Below are 18,343 nucleotides of genomic sequence, written 5' to 3'. Positions count from 1 at the left end.
CGCAAGACGATACCCGCACTATTATCAGTTATCAGTTATCAGTTATCAGTTATCAGTTATCAGTGAGTGTTTGATGGTATCTTGTTGAGCGATCGCCCAACACGGGGAGACATTGTTTGCTTGCAGGGGCGATCGCTCAACGCTAGGGGATTTATGAGAGGAGCGATCGCCATTGATCAGGATGTTGGGTTTCCCAAAGCCTCAACCCAACCTACTTCTAACACAGTATGAGTACATTGAATTGTTCTCACTGACTTACTTAACAGGAGATAGGCCATTGGTAGAACCATTTGCAGAAGCAAGTGGGGCAGAATTAGTTAGTAAGGAATTAGTGCTTTGAGAATTGCTAGTTGAGCGACGGCTATTCTTGCGTCGCGAACCACCCGCCATTTCATATTCTTGGCTAGTTTTGCCATATCGACTACCAACCCCCAACAACATTTTTTCTGACATTTCCAGCACTAGTTGTTCTGCGTTTTTTACGTCACCTGTGAGTTTGTCAATGGAGGATAAAGCAGTGTTGTAGGCTGCAAGCTTAGACCGGAGATCGTTAATTAAGACATCATAAGCTTCTATGGTGACTCCTTGACCAAAGTCAAGTTTTTTGTCGATAGACTGCAAACTTTCAATCCGTCGTTCGGCTCGTTCTAAGGTAGCAGAATTTCTTTTACGACGTGCCATAATGCATCCCTGTTACTAAATTATAGTACATTTTTATACATAAACCTGCGTAATTAACATGGGTAAAATTCAGGAAAAGCAAGTGAATACAATAACTCAACAATGTAAATAATTTTACTGATATGCCTGAAAGTTGAAACTGCGATCGCTACTAGGGCTATTTCAGCCTAGACATAAACCGCCCTGAGCAGAGTCGAAGGGCTAATAGCTAAAGTCCATTAAAACAGACCATAACCTCTTCTCAGTCGTCTTTAGACGACTTTCGCTATTAGACTCAGAATTCATTCTGAGGCGGGCTTTTTAGAGAATAGACCTCTTGCATAAATGCTTAAATTGTCATGTTGAGTGGAGCGAAACATCTGGTGAGATTCTTCTCTCCACTGCGTTCCGTTCAGAATGACATGACTGATTTTTTGACTTTTGCAAAAGGTCTAATGAAATAGCCCTGCGATCGCTACTGTCATGCAATCTCAGAATCTGATCGGCGTTACTATAACGTAGTTACAATAATTGCTGCAATAATTAAAGCGTTGCTTATCAATCACCTTGCGTGAGCTGCAAACGCTTAAGCCAAGGTTAAAGTGACTTATACATTAGATGCAATGACTTAAACACTGCTGATTAAGCTTAGAAACTGTGTTGTGCAGATTAAAGGGTGAGATGCAACTACTTATAGCTGCTCTGCTCACACTTAAACAATACTTATATATGTTGATGTATGGGCTGCGATCGCTTTAAGCGTGATAGCCAGCGTTGGAATTTGAGTAAGAAGCCTAACGTAGAGAGAGATTGTTGTTGTGTAGGAGCGATCGCTTATAGCGGTTATCGCTTGAGTCCAATACACTAATAAGGTCACGGCAGTGCCGTGACCCTACACACGACGATATAATTGTGTATTGCATCCAACTGAGAACCGCCATAATAGCTTTGTTATTCATTGAACTTGTTCTTCTTGCCATCGCAAAGCAATAAAGGCAGCAACGGAAAGCATATAACCTGGTTCTTGCATTTGAGTAAAAATGAATCCGTGAGCAGATGCAGAAAGTATTAATATTTTAGATATATCATCATCTATGCATATTTTACGCCACACAATTAAGCCAAGATACAAGTAGCTAAATAAACCTAAAAATCCAAAGTCTGCCCAAATAGCAGCCCAGCCACAGGTCGGTGCAAAAAAACTACTCCCTTTGACTGGTCCCAGCCAGTGTTCTTTAGTTATTGTCCAAATCTCGTCTGGGAAAGGAGAAATAGTTGCTCCCAAGGGCAATAATAACTGCTTATATTCTCCAAACATCTGACCAAGACGGTCAAGAGAACTACCAGGGCCAAGACCCAACCACCAATTCCAGGAAGAGTGAAATTTGGAGATCACAAAATTAATCCCCGACAATTTGAACTGTGTTGCGTCACCATCTGTCCCGTACAATTCTGGTCTGTTCCAAGCGAGGAAGGCGCTCAAGGCTTCGACATTTTGTACACCCCACCAGAAAGTAATACAAGAAAGAATGAAACTAATAGTATAGATTAGAATTTTTACTGGCTCTTGGGTTTTGCTGATTGTAAGAATCGCAACAGCAAAACCAAATGTAAATAGCACCTGTTTGGCATCAGCCATGACTAAATGCACAATACTGGCTGCAAATATTAGATAAGCTAGCCAGCGTCTTTGTGTTTTGACGCTAGTGAAATAATATAACCCAAAACTTAAGGAAACAGAGGAGGCGACAACATGACCAGAACCAGAATAGAAAAACACCCCCTGCATAAAATCTCCACCTAGCCCTAGAGCTAAAGCTTGTATAAAAGCAACAAGTAGATGAAATAAATTAAAACTTATTACTCCTGTGCGGAAGTTTTTTAGACTTGCTTCTGATAGAGGTAAACTAGTCAGAGCCAATATAAACATAAATGGTTCAGTCCATAATAAAAAGCTCAGAATTATATTAACAACTCCTGTTTGATTTAATAATGCACTACTAATAATTATTGTGAAAAATATTAGTAATCCGAATAAAATTGCTTGAGTAATAGCTATTTGGTAACGGTCTTTGCTTCGCGTGTTAAATAAAGCGATTCCGCAAGCTAAAGGAACTATAGCAAAGTGGAGAAAATTAACTAGAGATGGTACTTTTAACGATTGCAGCAACCGTGGGAAGAAAGTAGAACCAAGTGCTATGAGCAAAATGGTATTACTTTTTAGTAATACTTGTTTTTTTTGCTTAAATAAGCTTACTTCTGGGTTCATTCATCGTCCTCTGTATATTAATTTTTTAACTGATAATAAATTTCGCTAATTGGTTGATATACTAACACTAAATCCTTACAAAACTTTTAGATATCTGTAGGGTGGGCACTGCCCACCATATACCAATGGACTTCAGTTAAGGATTTTTTGTAGAACCGACAGCATTTAGAGACAAATACTGGTTGTGGTGGGCATTGCCCACCCTACTAACTACTAACTGCATATCAATTCTTTGCCTAATGATATCTAACTAAACATTGTCAGATTATTTAATTCCAGCTAATTGGAGTAATTTATCTAGAGAGTGAAGATTAATCGAAATATTTTCACTTAATACATGATAATAAGTTTCTTCAGGTAACCCTTCTCCTTCACCCAACAAATAGTAATAATCTAACCCCACATGATTACCTAAAGCCCAAAATAGGGTACTCACACCTTTAGGTGATAATAGTTCAATAACTTTAGTTCCCGGTTTACAGAAGACTAGGTTAGTGAGTCCAGCACCATGAGGCGCAATTACTATTTCTGCCGATGATAATAATTCAGCCTGTTCCCAAATTGATAAATTTTCTGTGGCAATATTACAAAATCCAAAACGGCTCAAAAATTCTATGATTTCTCCTTCATTTTCTACTTTCCGGTGAACTACCTGGGAACGATTTAAATAAATCCGTAATGGCTGCCGATTTTTGGCAACTTTATTATCGATAAAATTATGCCTTAAAAAATCACAAGCCCATCCTGGAACCTGTACAGGTACTCCCACTAAAGATGGAGCAATGATTTGTTCAGCTTGAATATGGGGATACCAACAGCTTTCAATAATTTTATGGCGTTGAATTCCTAGGTCTTTTAATGTATCAATTTGAAATCTAGATGCATGTTGATTAACTAAAAAATAATCAATATCTTGAATTTTAAAGCCAGCTTTTTCTAATAATGCTAGTCGGGGTATGACTTCAAACATCCAGTGATAGTAACCTGTACCATAGTCACATGAAAGAACAGCTAAAGAACCAGATAATTTATGAAGAGGTGGTAATTTATCTAAAGAGGGTAAGGATGTTTTGATGCTATCAAAACTATATTTTGTTGTAAATTCTTTCAGTAATATGTTGTCTGGTGTGATGATGTAACCATCATTCCATACTCTTCCATCGGGAATGGTCGCAACAAATGCATCTGGTAATTGATATTGTAGATTACGCTGATATTGCCAATGTACATTTTCATCGATAGTTTTTGGTAACAGTCTGGTGATTGTATGTTGGGGATAAATCACTTTATATTCGGGCAACTTTTTTTGATTCTGTGTTGAGTAGGTGTTTACCCAATCGTTGAGTGATTCACATATGCTTGTTGGTGGAGGTATAAATTTGTTAGGGTTTAATAAAGAATGCCACCACAACGTAACTTTTTGTAAAAGTTGCCAAATTGGTAATGCTAAATCTCTAAGTTTTCGATTTCGCTTAATTACCCTATGAATTTGAGGGGTAATTCTATCTAAAATTTCCATAAATGTATGATTCTTTAAATTGATTTGTTCGGTTTGTATATAGCGGTTCTCATTCAGATGAGGTGTAACATTATATCGCAAGGTGTAGGGAACACTGCCCATTGGTGTCAACTTAAGCTACAGATGGCTTATTGCAAGGCTTACCTACCCGCCTTGGAATGAATTCCAAGGCTAATAGCCAAAGTTTACTCAAGTAAACTGAGGATTTTTGAGAATTTTTAGTCATCTTCAGATGACTTGGGTTATTAGACTCAGAATTCATTCTGAGGCGGGACAAGGGTTCCCTGCGGATGTACCTTACGCTTGTAGGAAAACGCTATACTAGGAACCTCTTAATTTTTTACCTGAGCATAAATTTGTATAAGTTGTTGATAATTCTTTTTGGCAGTATATTTATTTTCAAACTCGCTTCTTGCTTCCTGGCGCATTTGTGCAAGCTGTATGGGATGAGAGATTATCCACTCCATTTTTTGGGCTAAATCTTGGGCATCACCCGGAATAAAATGTAACCCAGTGCGTTGGTGATCAACTAATTCAGCGATCGCCCCAATATTAGCAGCAATCACTGGTGTTCCCTTGGCAAATGCCTCAATTGCCACTCTGCCAAAGGTTTCATACCATTTGGAAGGTAAAATTAGCACCTTCGCTTCCCCAATCATTTCGTAAACTTCATTAATGGGTTTACGCCCCAACCATTCGACACCAGGCATTTTTGCAACTGCTTCTTTGACGCGATCGCTTAATTGTCCATCTCCAATAATTTTTAAGGGAATTTTTCCACCCAGTTGTTCCCAAGCCGCAAGCAATGTATCTAATCCTTTCTCCACCGAGAGTCTCCCCACGTATAGCGCATACCCGCCGCTTCCTGAACCAACACCAGGATCGGGGGCGACAAAGTGAGGTTTCACCACAATTTTTTCTGCAGGAAATCCACCCTCAATAAACTTCTGTCGCCCAAATTCTGTCATGGAGATGTAACAATCAACTTGATTTTTCCAGGTGTTTAACAAGCGATGTAAAATCAACATAGCTGCTACGCCTGCTGTAGCTGCTTTGTCTTCTCGGTAACAACCATGTTGTACACCAGATAGGGGAACAAATTTACCCAAACAGTCCTCGCAAACTTGCCCATCTCGAAAAAATAAGCCATTGGGGCAGAGGAAACGATAATTATGTAATGTCTGCACCACTCGCACCCCAGCATCTTTGGCAGCATAATAAACTGAGGGGGAAATCAAGGGGAAAAAATTATGGATATGCACAACATCATAGGGCTGACGCTGCAATATCTGCTTGACCTTGGTATAATTTTTTGATGACCAAATTGTATTGAGTGCCAAACTAGCTGGGTTGATGGTGGCAATTCGGTCATTATGATCTCCATATATTGCCACCTTGTGTCCCATATCCTGCAAAAGTTTTACTTCTGCAGCACAAGTTTCCTCCTCACCTCCCCGGATTTTATAGGTGTTGTGTACTTGGAGTATGTGCATTGATTTTTATAATGAAAGGGAATAGGGAATTTGAGCCAGGGCGAATGGAATTCGCGGCTACACAAACAAAGTCCGCACTTCGACCCTTCGACAGGCTCAGGGCATCGCAAGCTCAGTGACCACCTGCGCGGACTCAGGAAAAATTGAGGGTTTGTTAACCCACGGAGGTGGGTTTTGCCTGTGTAGACGCGGTTTCTAACCGCCGATTTAACGTTAAGCAAGCCAGGGCGAATGGAATTGCCTGCGGCACACTGCGTGCGTGTAGCTTGCTTCGACCCAGGAATACGCGGCTACACAAATAAAGTCCGCCTGCGCGGACTCAGGAAAAATTATTGTTGATGGTAAGTGACGCTAAAGCGATCGCCCTAAACCAAGCAACCCCATTTATGCTGCTTGTTCGGCATCCTTTGAAGACGATTGCACCAATACGGGGTCAACATCCTGGCTCTGATCTCGCTGTAGAAACTCCTCTAAAAGTTGAAAGAAATAATCAAAGGATGCTTTCTCATCGATACAGGTCAACAAAATGATTTTGTCCCAAGCATTAACGGTACGGATAGATAGGCGATTTTGCAACCACGGTTGAAAGTTTTTATAGAAGTCACTTTCAGCTTCCGTATTGTTGATGCTCATTTCTGAGCGTGCAAAGCGATAACCAACAATGAACATCCGGAGATGGGTGATCGAGGCAGTTCCGATATATAACCCTGGTTTGACTTTAATTTTTTCTAGTAAGTTAAATAATGAACTCATGCTAAGTTGCCTCCATGCAGTCAATTAAGCCTAAAACTCTTCAATTACTTCGACTGTAAATTGATTGGATAGGGAGGTGAAATCTTGAACCCAATCTTCTAGTGAAAGTCCTTGCCTGGAAAGATTATCAAAAATTTTTCCATAAACTTCTACTCCATAGTGAACGCCATTTTCCGTAATGGTTTCAGAGCAACCCTGCTGTTCGAGGCGATCGCTGAGGATAAAGTCTTCATTATCATATTGGGTCGAGAGTCGCCATAGTTTTCCAGGAATCCCGCGTTGTTTGAGCCATCGTTTGAGGGTTCTAGCACATTCTTCACAGTGCAGCAGCGGAAAGCGAACGACAAGGTTACCGATCGCTTCCTCAAGGTCGGCAATCACTGAATCGTCGGCACCATTGGTCAGACAAAGCACCTCCTGCACAATAACGTTGATTTTATTGTAATGTCTGGGCGATCGCACTGTACAAATCAGGCGATCGCTTGACTCTTAACTGAGATCTTGCACCAGTCTCAATTACCCCTTTTTTGTAGGGTGGGCACTGCCCACCTGTGCCTGGAACCATTGTATTTGCGTTGGTGGGCGATGCCCACCCTACGGTTATTGAAAATGGTGCAAGATGTAAGTTAAGACAGTCGCTACATTTTTTCTTAACTGAACCGTATTGAGATAGATAGGATTTCCCATTCAAATGAAGTACAAGATCATATCACGCGGTGTAGTAGCACAGCACTGCCCATTAGTGTCAACTTAACGTGAAATCCATGTCCCGCCTCAGAATGAATTCTGAGTCTAATAGTAAAAGTAAGCTAAAGCTAACTAAAAATTATCATTTATCCCCAGTTTACTTTAGTAAACTTTGCCTATTAGCCCTGAGCGGAGTCGAAGGGCGGGTAGGTAAGCCTTGCAATAAGCCATCTGTAGCTTAAGTTGACACGTATGGGCAGTGCCTTGCCCTTACCGGTGCAACTCACTCAGGTTGAAGCATTCATAAGAATTCTTTAAGTCTTTGTAACTAAGATATCAACAATTGCTGTTCAAACTATAGCGAGTGTTGTGAGGAATGCGATCGCTCCGCCAAAAAATAACGGGAAAAGTCACATAATGCGGTTTATAACCGCCGATTTAACTGCACGCCACAATTTGCGCGTATAACTCGCTCAATAGCTGTCCTTTCGCTTCCCACGTATAATTTTGACGAATCAGCCTCTGTCCAGCTTCTCCCATTGTCACCCGCAATTCTGCATCACCAGCTATTTTCACCATTGCTGCAGCCATATCTGCAATAGTTTGCTCAACATTATTGGCGAGAATTTTAAAGCCTGTCTCAGCAGTTACTTGCTGCGCTGGGCCTCCTAAATCGAGGCAAATAACAGGACGACCTGCCGCCATTGCTTCTAGACATACCCAACCACCAGAATCATGTAAACTGGGATGGACTAGGACGTGACACTCACCCAACCTTTCCAGGGTTTGTTGTCTGGGTAATCTGCCCCAAAACTTAACTTCCTTGGCAATTCCCAAACTTGCGGCTAAATTTTGCAGGCGTTGGAATTCAGCACCATCACCCACAATCCAATATTCAGCATCGGGTAGCTTGGCTTGAGCAAATGCTTGCAATCCCAGATGTATGCCTTTCCAATGTAACAGCCGAGCCATGCTGATAAAGCGGACTGGTGAACTATCTGGCTGGGGAACTTGGGCAAGTAAATCAATTTCTTGCTGGGATAAGCCCGATTCTGAGAGAATTTTTACATGAGAACATCCCATTTTTTTCACTCGCACGGCTGTATCTTCCGTTGTGGAATAAACTACAGCACTGCGACGAGCAGTCATCAGAGTAAATGGGTCATTTTCACCAATTGAGCGGACTAAAATCCGGAGGATTTCATATACTTTATTCTTCCAGTTAAAAGCTTGCCAAAATGGTTTTGGTGCAGATTCACCGCCGCCAACAGGACCCCAAACAAAAGGGATGGGAAGTAGGGATAAAAAACTGGGGCCAGAATATTTAACAAATGTGACATGTTGCACCACATCAAAACCAATCTCTTGATGTAGGCGACGAGCAACAAAATAAGCAGTTATCTGCCAGAAATAATAGTGGATTTGCATTGCCCCACTTTGTCCCAGCTTCCAAAAGTTACCGAAAATAGGGGTGGTGAAGTAGACAAAATGTAAATTGGGAACGGGATTGCGGGCTAGTTCTGCTTCAATTGCTTTTTGACTTTCTTCAGTACGGGTTAACACCCAAACTTCATGATGTCTGGCGATTTCTCTGGCAAAGTTCCAACCCACTCCAGGTTCGGAACCTCTCCCCGGTTCACAGGAGTAAGCGGATAGAAGTATTTTCATTTCTGGAATACTGTTAATTAACCGAGTACCGTGGGTCTAAATCCCCCGGTTCAAAAAATAAGCAAGTTTTGGGTCGGGGATTTAGACCCCAACCCAAAACTTAATTACGAATTACGAATTACGAATTACGAATTATTTTAAGCCATTAGGGATTTATATTGCTCCAAAGTACGAGAAGCTATTTTGTGCCAGTGTAAATTTTCTAGCACATATTGCCGTCCTCTCAATCCCATTTCTTGCCACTGAGAACGGCATTCTAAAAGTTCGATAATTCCCGCTTTAATTGATGATATCTCTGGTTTGATAAGAACACCGCAGCCACTTTTCTGTACATGGGGGGCGATTCCAGCAACTTCTGAAACTAGCAAAACTCGACCAGCAAGCATTGCTTCTAGTGCTGAGAGGCTAAAACCTTCAAAGCGTGAGGAAATGCAAAATATATCGTACTCGGCAATGATTAAAGGAGGGGATTTATCAAAATCAGGTTCAATAAAAAAAACTCTTCTTGACAATCCAAGGTGAGCAGATTTCGCTTCTAATTCTTTTCTTTCACCCCAATCTGGACCTTGGATGGTTAGCTGACAATTGCAAACTTCTGTCACCTCGGCAAATGCATCTAGTAATAGATCCAACCCTTTATGATATACATCTATACGCCCAAAAAAGAATAATTTGGGAATTCCCTTTTCTCTCCATTCAAAATCTGAATCAGAATGTAATTCGGTGATTGAAAAGCCATTAGGTACTTCTAAAAATGGTGTATTAACTTGCAGAGAATTTAAGTATTTAGCATGACGAATATCTAATAGCTGGATTGCTCTTGCATGTTTCAACATACGTTTTTCAAGTAAATACCAATAAGGCCATTTTAAATGTGCATTTTTCTGAAAAAGTGCCGGATGATAAGGTTCATGAGGAGCTACAATGTAGGCTATTTGATTTTTTTTCAAAAACCGAGATAATGCATAAACCCGTCGATGGAATACACCATTTAAAATTACAAGGCTATCTTTAGCATTTTCATAAAGATATTTTTGGAATTTTTTAGGTACATCAAACCATAATTCGTGACTTGTATTTGCAAAACATGCAATTTTATAACCAGATGTAGTTTGAAATATACTCTCTTGAGAGCCTTCACACAAAACTATTACCTCAGCACCACAAGCTACAAGTCCAGCAGCAAAGCCATCTACAACTTTTCGGATACCTCCATAAGTAAAATCATCTCCTTGTGGGGAATAATTATCGACATAAATATAAATTTTCATATAGTTATTCAAAAATATAATTGAGATATTCACTCACGACTAATTCTGGTGCAAATTCTTTTTCCATATATTCACGACTTTTTATCTTCATTGCTTCTATGAGTGGTTTATTCTTGACTAAAATATTTAATTGCTTAAGTAAATCTTCTTGTGATTCACAAATATAGCCATTAACCCCATTCTGAATTATTTCCGGAGCGCCCAAAGCATTTTTTGTAGTGAGTATAGCCAGTCCAGCACAAGCTGCTTCACCTAAAACGGCTGGATAACCTTCACATTTAGTTGGAAGCACAAAAATGTCATGATTATTGAAAAGTTCTATATGTTTGGGTTCCCCATACTTCACATTTGTTTCTAGGGTAACTTGAGGATGAGCATCGATCAGAGATGTTGTCACTATTGTCAGTTTTACATTTGGCTGATAATTATCTGCAAACCACCTAAGTAAGATATCACCCCCTTTGCGTTTAATATCGCCTCCAACAAATAGAATACGAATTTCATTATCTTGACGTTTGGGACTAGAAGTAAATAAATTTAAATCAATGGTAAATGGTAATTTAACCTTTTTTAATTTACTTTCTGGTACACCATAATCCTTAGCTATCTCCTCAACAACAGCATCAGTCAATCCCAAGATATATTTTTGCGAATTGAGAATATGCTTATGGATAAATGTTTGCCAAGCTGGAGATAATTGAGTACCAAGAATAGGTTCATATAGTTTTCTAGTCCAGTCTGTAATAATATAACTACTGCCAAGTTGAGTTGCTGGATAGGCAAAAAGTGCTGGACTAATACCATGAAATACTACTTTTCTCCCTTCATTTTGAGCTTGATACACTGCTTTTTGTAGGGCAAAAGAGCCAACAAATCTCTGGCTAATGATTGCAACATAATCTAATTTTGAGGTAGAGTGATGCTTTTTTTTATCTGGAATAAAACGATGAATTTTTAAGTCTAGGTGATCTTTAAACATATCTACTAGAGAAGTTTCATTTTTCGCATTACCTAAATCAACAGGAAAGGTAACTAATAATAGCTTTTTATCCATATATTAAAATTTTGATTATTTCCTAATTCTGACTACACCATTTCCTGGATTTAGATCCCCGACTTCTTGAAGAAGTCGGGGATCTGAGCAGCAACTTTTGCTGAACTAAGCGTTATTTCAGCCTACATATATGTTAGAAAATTAAATATAAATCCTATATTAATTGAGTGAATTCATATACTTTAACTGCAAGGATGTCCATTCTTTAAACCATAAAGCTGCTTTAATCAAGAAAAATAAAGTCCCAGTCAATAGGCCATATCTTTCTCTAAAGTAGAAAAATCTGGTAGACAGTCGATATGGAGATTTTTTGTTAAAAAATAAAGCTTGGAGAGTCTGAAATGTATTTAAGCCAGGACGAAAATACTTGCTAAAGTCGCTCATCTCATGCACAGCACCTATCAAATTTGTTTTTATATCTCCAATCAAATAAGCTTTAAATCCGGAACGAGTTGCTCTAAAAATATACATATCATCCCCACAATAATGAGGAAATTTCTTAGCATCTGGCACACCGATTTTGTGGACTACAGCAGCAGAAATTCCTACACACCAACCAGATAGGCTATCAACTTCTATAATTTCACCTGGATTTGCTGCATATGCTTTCTGACCTTTTGCACCGTTATATTGCTTGATAAGTGAATTTCCTTGCTGAATATAACAAGTTGGTGCGGCGATGGTATCAGGATGATTTTTGAGAAACTCTACTAATTGAGGTAGAGTATCATCATCAGGTAAACAATCATCATTTAGCCAAACAAAATATTCCGCTCCCTTTTGGTGGGCGTACTCCATACCCTTCGCTATTGCTCCCGTCCACCATAAGTCACCATTTCCCGACAAAACAATAACCTCTGGATATAATTCACGAATCGCTTCAGCAGTTCCATCTGTTGAACCATCATCTACAACTACAACGTGATAACGTTGCAAGTCACTATTTTTTTCTAGATCTTCTAGGCATGTCAAAGTTGTCTGCTTGCGATTATGTACAGGTATGATAATATATACAGGTTCTTTTGCAGCTATTTTTACCATAGGTTTCTATCTCTAATTAAAATTAGACCTCTTTTTTATATCTCAATTGCTTTAGTATTATTTATTAATATCTGTAGGGTGGGCACTGCCCACCGTATCATGGTTTTGGTGGGCAATGCCCACCCTACTGGTTTTTATTATTTTTATTATTTATTAGCTAATATTTCAGTGTAGAGAGATAAATAACGACTTGCTTGTATTCCTAAAGAAAATGTTTTTTCTGCTTTTTTACGTGCATAAAAACGCAACTTTTGATGTCTTTCTGTATTTTCTAGAATCCAAACAATTCCTTGAGCTAAATCCTCAACCTCATAAGGTTTTGCTAAGTAGCCATTTTGTTGATGATCAACAATATCTTTTAAACCTGTCGCGTTAAATGCGACTACTGGAGTACCACAAGCCATAGATTCAGAGGCAGTCTGTCCAAAAGCTTCTTGATAGGATGGTACTACCATTACATCAGCAGATGAGTAAGCTAGAGCTAAGGAAAGATTATCCTTGAGTTGTCCTAGATAGTGGCATTTAAAACCTAAATCAGGTGGATTTTCAGGTTCAGATGCGCCAAAAACTACTAACTCTAAGCGATCGCTCCAACCTGTCTGACTTAAGCTTTGCAAAGCAGGAAGCAAAAGCTGAAACCCTTTTCTTTTATCTTGACTAGCATTCAATGCACCAAATAGAACAAGTTGTTTATCTTGTGGTAGATTAAGCACCTCGCGGGCTACTTGCTGGCTAAATGGCTGGTATTTTTGCGTATCCAAACCGTTAGGAATGACTTCTATTCGTAAATCTTTAAACAGGGAACTGGCTTTTGCACGTTCTGCAAGCCAAGTGCTGGGACTAACAATAGTCAGGTTTAAATTTTTCCAGGCTTTGGCTTTGCGGTTCCATACCCAACGGGTTAAATCTGATTCTTTGGAACTAGCAAGCTGAGGACAAGCACCGCAGGTATTAGTATAGCGATCGCAGTCTCCACTATAATTGCATCCTCCTGTGAATGCCCACATATCATGCAATGTCCATATTAAAGGAGTCTTTAATCTTTGAAGTTCTTCAAGCTTCAGAAATTCTCTAGAAATCCAATGAAGATTGATAATATCGGGACGCAAATTTTCAATTTGGTTTAGTAAAAAAGAAGGAGTTGCATTGACAGAAAAAGTAGTAGTACGACCAAAAAATTCTTTTAAAATTCCACTGCATATCTCAGACTGAAGTATTTTATACAACCCCACTTGTTTTGCTGGTGTGACAACCGACTGTAAGTCTGACTCTTTGTATGTTACCAATGTAGTAGAATTTATGCTTGCCTGAAGTAAGCCTAAGTGGAGGCGCATTGCAGCACGTCCTGCGCCTCCACCTTCAGATTGTGTCAAATGTAAAATATTCATTGTTTATATATAAAACAAATTTTTAATCAAAAGCTTTCTCACATAAAAGACTGAAAGCTTCACGAAGTCGCAGCACAGACTGAGTATATTTATACCCTTCAAAGTCAGGCTTAAGATTATAATTATGTGTATCTAAATGATGACAAAGAATTTGTATAGATTCTATAGACTTATCCATATTTTTCTCCGGAATACTTATACCCATCTGAAATTTTTTGACTACTTCACCCATATAAAAACGCTCACTCACAATCACTAGCTTTTCAAAAACTGCTGCTTTTGTGAGAATATTGCTGCTAAAAGGAAAATCTTCATAAACTGCATATAAAATATCGCAGATATCTATGACTGCATTAAACTGTGTTTCATTAGGAATACGCTCTAAATGAAAAAAACAGTTGGGCGGCGCGGATTCAATAATATTCCAAACTTTTCTAACCTGTTCGGGTTGTAAATCATCTTCATAAAGCCGTCCCGCAAAAACAAAAAACCAATTTTCTTCTATCGAATTTTGAGCAATCTCTAAAAGAGTAAATAGTCCCTTACGTTGAGTTAATCCACCAAGCAGTCCTATGATTTTTTTATTACCAGCTTTTTCTTTAATCTGTTTAATAACTATATAGTTAGAGTCTGGTGTTGATTCATCTGTAAAATCCGGAAAGGTAATGACTAGCTTATTAAGTTTCTGCTTTAATTTCTGAACTTCAACATCATCAAGCAGAGCAATACCACAACATCGAGAAGAATGAGTTACAGAATAATGGCTCAGAGGAGTGCGAAGAATGGGTAATAAAAGCTGACCAGTACGTAAATGAGTAGGATGAAAATATAGTCCAGACCATTGATAAGGAAAAATCAAGTCGATAATATGATGTGTTAAATAATGGCTCAGATAATTGTCAAGCCAAGCAAAGAAAACTAAATCGGGAGAATGTCCAATTTGAGATGCACCCCATTGGATCATTTTTGCTGCATACTGCCATTGTTGCAACACATTTAAAGTCCGATAAAATCTCCTAATAATGGGAAAACTGGGCGTTTTGACAGATGTTACTTTAAAAGTAAATATTTGTCCCACATGTTCGGGACAATTGAGAGCAATCCATTTATTTAATTCATCAGGATATTGACAAAATACCATTACCAAGTAACCCATCTCTAGCAAGGTTTTACTAAAGAAAGTGAGATAGGTAAAGTGATGACCATCTCGGTAATTGTCAAATAAAGCAATTGTTTTCACAAATTATATTTTTTATAATATGAGGTATTCAACAGCATTTAGTAATTTCAAAAATCTGCGATCGCTCTTTTCATTCACGTTCTAGAGCAACACCTGTTGGTATAGTTCAATGTATCGTTTTGCTTGCAGTTCTAAGGGATATTCTTCCAGGGCGATCGCTCGACAATTTTGACTCATTTGCTCGCGTAAGTTATCATCTTCCAGTAGCTGTACAATTCCATTGCAAAAATCGTCAGCATCTTCTGGTGCAGCTAAATAACCAGTGATATCTGGACGCACTAAATCAGGAACTCCACCAATTTTGAATGAAACCATTGGTGTCCCGCAAGCCATACTTTCTTGCAATACAAGCGGTAAATTATCGTTACGGGTGGGGAAGATAAACAGATCAGCCGCACAGTAAGCAACAGACTTTAGGCGATCGCTGCTAATATATCCTAAATTGATTGTAGGAATTCCGATTTCAGATGTAATTGCTTCAGCACTGTTACCAAAAGTTAGTAAGATGCTTTCTGCTTTCAGGGATTGAGGTAACTGTTGCAAAGCTTTTAAAAGTAAATCGCCTCCTTTCCGTTGATCTTTAAGACTTTCTGCAGCGAATAAAAGAACTCTTTTATCTACGGGAATATCCAACAGGGTTTGACACAAAAGTGGATCTAAAGGTTGATAGGCTGTTGTATCAATGCCATAAGGTATGTAATGAATGGGGAAACGACCGAGCATACTTGCTTTAGCTTGATCTGTTAACCAACGGCTAGGAGCGACTATAGCCAAATTTGATCTACTGTAAACCCAGTCTTTCAGTTTCCATTCTAGTTGGGTGTTATCATACTTAATTCTGGGATAGGTATCTAGATAAGGACATTTACCGCAGCCAACTTTCCAGCGCATACAGTCAAAGCTGTAAGCACAATGTCCAGTAAAGCTCCACATATCATGAAGCGTCCAAATAGCAGGTTTATTTTCTGTTAATTTAGGAATAGATAAGTAATTAAAGTAAGTACTATGAAGATTGTGAAAATTTAAGACATCTGCATTTTGATAAAATTTATGCTGAAGAATATTAAAGCTGCTAATTTGTTCAACGTAGTTAAAACCTATGCGGCTGGTAGCAAGACAAATAAGCTTATCAACATAGGTTCTAGAAGGAACAGCCGCAACGCGATCGCTATCGGTTTTAACATTGCCAACTAGTAGTTTTGAGTCAATACCTTGTTTTATTAAACCTTCATGAAGTCGATAGCCTGCGATCGCTGCTCCACCACTAATATCAGATTGGTTGATGTGGAGAATATTCATGTTAAAAAGCAACATGGCATCAGGAACAAACTAACTTTTAACCGTAAAAACAACATAGAGAGTATGACCTGTAATTGGGTTACGCAAAATAGGAATATTCTTCAAAATTGGTCTAAGAAAAAAATTAGAAGATCGGAGTGCCAATCTACGTATTAATTTTAATTTAAACAGTCTATAAATTTGAATTGAGAGATACCACTCAACATGATATTTAGCTAAAGGTTCAATTCTAAATTTCTCAACTTTGAGAGGAAATATAGTTGTTAAACTATCAAATGTTGTCTGACACCAGCGTGTCATGTGATGAGGAGGTTGATCCAGTAAATTATTTGGTGAATATTTAGAAAATGATTCGGAGTTTGGGACAGAAATTATCAACTTACCACCAGGTTTAATGAGTTTGAGCATAGATTCAATAAAACTGAAAGGATCTGATACGTGTTCTAATACTTGAAATGTACAAACAGCATCAAAATAACTGGCCTTATGTTCTGAAAAACTGTCAAGATTTGTTTTTATTACTGGAATACCTTTATTTAAAGCAAAGTTTACAGCACTTGAATTTAGCTCAATTCCCACTGCATCAAGTTGAATCTGTTTGCATAACCGTTCTACGAATGCACCTTGTCCACAACCAACTTCTAAAACCTTTTTACAGTCTTGTAAATCCTCGATAGCGACATCATGTTCCCACTTCCTCGGCATATAATACCAGTCAAACTTTTCCAGTTGCTCATAAAGCTTATCGGAACCTGCGGTATCAAACGGATGAAAAAAGAGAAGTCTTGTTTGATTGCAGCGATAAAGTTGAATTTCACTATGTTTATATAGCTCATCGCTAATCTTTATTTGAAATGCTTGTTGCCAATCATCAATAAGTTTTTTAACTGATAGGGTACTTACTAACTCGACATCATTAAATTGTGTAAGCGGACTCTTGATATTCATAAATTATATAATTTTGGATATTTTTTAATCAATTTATTGCAGCGGTTTACATGATTGACTTGTATCAAGATTTAGTTAATAAACTTTTTATTCGTCGCTTTGTCTTTGATGCATGAATGCGAAGCTTACCAGAGAAAGTGTCTGCTTTCTTCATCGCCTTGCCACCAAATACATTATCAAAAGTGTATATATCAGCTTCTTTATGTTGAATGATGAAAGGTGGATGATATATATTGCCAACATCTTTAGTGGGTAAATTAGAAAATTTAATCTCTCCTTTTGTGTGGGTCGCATTAAGACCAAACCCGATGTTAGAGACTAAGTTTACATTAGGTAGTGCTGTTAGTCCGCTTTGTGACCAACAAGAAAAAGTCCATACATAAGCCCAAGAATTTGGCTTACCTTCTAAAAAGACGTTATTGAATATTTTCGTCCAGTACTTTTCTTCGTAAATATCATCACAAACAAACTTCATCAAACCTGCATCACGAAACTCTATCCACTTTTTAGGGTTAAAGTCCCAATACTTCCAGGCACGTCGCCAAGAAGCCCATCCCCAGCAATGATTATATTTTGAAAAGTAGTAACTATATTTTGTTCTCTTTTGTTCGTCTTGGAAATTATCGCCGCTAATTGCCATAACTCGCTCATCGTCGCGGTAGTAGTTCAGCAGGGTTTCACAATAGTGAAAAAATGAAGGATGTGGCAGACAATCATCTTCTAAAATAATTGCCTCTTCAACTTGCTCAAAAACCCAAGTTATTCCGCTTGATACTCTTTGACGGCATCCTAAATTAATATCAGAATAATTGGTGAGAACCTGACAATCCCAATCTACTTGTTGAATAATAAATCGGGCTTGTTGACATTTTTCGGCTTCTTCTGGAAATCTAGCACCATCAGCAATTACAAATAGTTGTTTAGGTTGTGCTTGTCGAATAGCGTTAAATACTATCTGTGTTACATCTGGGCGATTGAAAATAATTAAAGCAACAGGAGTATTTAGGCTAGTCATAAGAATATAGTATTGATTATCAAATAAATATGGGATTT

At 38.5% G+C, this 18,343-nt stretch carries 17 protein-coding genes; 1 reads left to right on the top strand and 16 read right to left on the bottom strand.

Annotated features, from left to right (window positions below; translation table 11 throughout):
- Nucleotides 1–66 precede the first annotated feature (66 nt).
- The gene (locus CAL7507_RS32555; RefSeq protein ID WP_160166376.1) at nt 67–231 is read left to right on the top strand and encodes a hypothetical protein; all 165 of its coding nucleotides are present in this window, start codon (nt 67–69) and stop codon (nt 229–231) included.
- Between the two features lie 24 nt (nt 232–255).
- Here the strand turns inward: CAL7507_RS32555 and CAL7507_RS28785 are convergent, their stop codons facing one another.
- The 16 genes from CAL7507_RS28785 to CAL7507_RS28715 all read right to left on the bottom strand — a co-directional run bounded on the left by CAL7507_RS28785 (nt 256) and on the right by CAL7507_RS28715 (nt 18,305).
- Nucleotides 256–681 carry a hypothetical protein gene (locus CAL7507_RS28785; protein WP_015132018.1) on the bottom strand — a complete coding sequence of 142 codons (426 nt, stop codon included), beginning with the start codon at nt 679–681 and terminating at the stop codon, nt 256–258.
- 934 nt (nt 682–1,615) lie between these two features.
- Nucleotides 1,616–2,929: a hypothetical protein gene (locus tag CAL7507_RS28780; RefSeq protein ID WP_015132017.1), complete on the bottom strand. Its 1,314-nt coding sequence runs from the start codon at nt 2,927–2,929 to the stop codon at nt 1,616–1,618.
- A 265-nt stretch (nt 2,930–3,194) separates the two neighbouring features.
- Complete coding sequence (locus CAL7507_RS28775; RefSeq protein WP_015132016.1) at nt 3,195–4,550, bottom strand: DUF563 domain-containing protein; 1,356 nt, start codon at nt 4,548–4,550, stop codon at nt 3,195–3,197.
- A 230-nt stretch (nt 4,551–4,780) separates the two neighbouring features.
- A complete protein-coding gene (locus CAL7507_RS28770; RefSeq protein ID WP_015132015.1) occupies nt 4,781–5,941 on the bottom strand; it encodes a glycosyltransferase in 1,161 nt (386 codons plus the stop codon).
- Nucleotides 5,942–6,325: 384 nt separating this feature from the next.
- Entirely contained in the window at nt 6,326–6,694 is a 369-nt protein-coding gene (locus CAL7507_RS28765) for a hypothetical protein (RefSeq protein ID WP_015132014.1), read from the bottom strand.
- A gap of 30 nt (nt 6,695–6,724) precedes the next feature.
- Nucleotides 6,725–7,117 carry a papain fold toxin domain-containing protein gene (locus CAL7507_RS28760; RefSeq protein ID WP_015132013.1) on the bottom strand — a complete coding sequence of 131 codons (393 nt, stop codon included), beginning with the start codon at nt 7,115–7,117 and terminating at the stop codon, nt 6,725–6,727.
- A 13-nt stretch (nt 7,118–7,130) separates the two neighbouring features.
- Entirely contained in the window at nt 7,131–7,259 is a 129-nt protein-coding gene (locus CAL7507_RS33545; protein WP_255348326.1) for a hypothetical protein, read from the bottom strand.
- A 560-nt stretch (nt 7,260–7,819) separates the two neighbouring features.
- A complete protein-coding gene (locus CAL7507_RS28755) occupies nt 7,820–9,049 on the bottom strand; it encodes a glycosyltransferase family 4 protein (protein ID WP_015132012.1) in 1,230 nt (409 codons plus the stop codon).
- Between the two features lie 137 nt (nt 9,050–9,186).
- Nucleotides 9,187–10,320 (bottom strand): glycosyltransferase, encoded by a 1,134-nt coding sequence (locus tag CAL7507_RS28750; protein ID WP_015132011.1) that lies wholly within the window; start codon nt 10,318–10,320, stop codon nt 9,187–9,189.
- 4 nt (nt 10,321–10,324) lie between these two features.
- A complete protein-coding gene (locus CAL7507_RS28745) occupies nt 10,325–11,374 on the bottom strand; it encodes a glycosyltransferase family 4 protein (RefSeq protein ID WP_015132010.1) in 1,050 nt (349 codons plus the stop codon).
- Nucleotides 11,375–11,533: 159 nt separating this feature from the next.
- Nucleotides 11,534–12,415, bottom strand: a complete 882-nt coding sequence (locus CAL7507_RS28740) for a glycosyltransferase family 2 protein (protein WP_015132009.1) — start codon at nt 12,413–12,415, stop codon at nt 11,534–11,536.
- A 146-nt stretch (nt 12,416–12,561) separates the two neighbouring features.
- The gene (locus CAL7507_RS28735) at nt 12,562–13,803 is read right to left on the bottom strand and encodes a glycosyltransferase family 4 protein (protein ID WP_015132008.1); all 1,242 of its coding nucleotides are present in this window, start codon (nt 13,801–13,803) and stop codon (nt 12,562–12,564) included.
- A gap of 22 nt (nt 13,804–13,825) precedes the next feature.
- Complete coding sequence (locus CAL7507_RS28730) at nt 13,826–15,043, bottom strand: glycosyltransferase (protein ID WP_015132007.1); 1,218 nt, start codon at nt 15,041–15,043, stop codon at nt 13,826–13,828.
- Between the two features lie 81 nt (nt 15,044–15,124).
- On the bottom strand, nt 15,125–16,342 hold the full coding sequence (locus CAL7507_RS28725) for a glycosyltransferase family 4 protein (protein ID WP_042341658.1): 1,218 nt from the start codon (nt 16,340–16,342) through the stop codon (nt 15,125–15,127).
- 30 nt (nt 16,343–16,372) lie between these two features.
- Nucleotides 16,373–17,290, bottom strand: a complete 918-nt coding sequence (locus CAL7507_RS28720; protein ID WP_015132005.1) for a bifunctional 2-polyprenyl-6-hydroxyphenol methylase/3-demethylubiquinol 3-O-methyltransferase UbiG — start codon at nt 17,288–17,290, stop codon at nt 16,373–16,375.
- A 64-nt stretch (nt 17,291–17,354) separates the two neighbouring features.
- Nucleotides 17,355–18,305, bottom strand: coding sequence for a hypothetical protein (locus CAL7507_RS28715; RefSeq protein WP_015132004.1), 951 nt, complete (start codon nt 18,303–18,305; stop codon nt 17,355–17,357).
- Nucleotides 18,306–18,343: the final 38 nt, after the last annotated feature.

Source organism: Calothrix sp. PCC 7507 (assembly GCF_000316575.1).
Taxonomy (GTDB): domain Bacteria; phylum Cyanobacteriota; class Cyanobacteriia; order Cyanobacteriales; family Nostocaceae; genus Fortiea.
The sequence above is the reverse complement of the archived record's forward strand: the minus strand, read 5'-3'. Positions and strand labels throughout refer to the sequence as shown.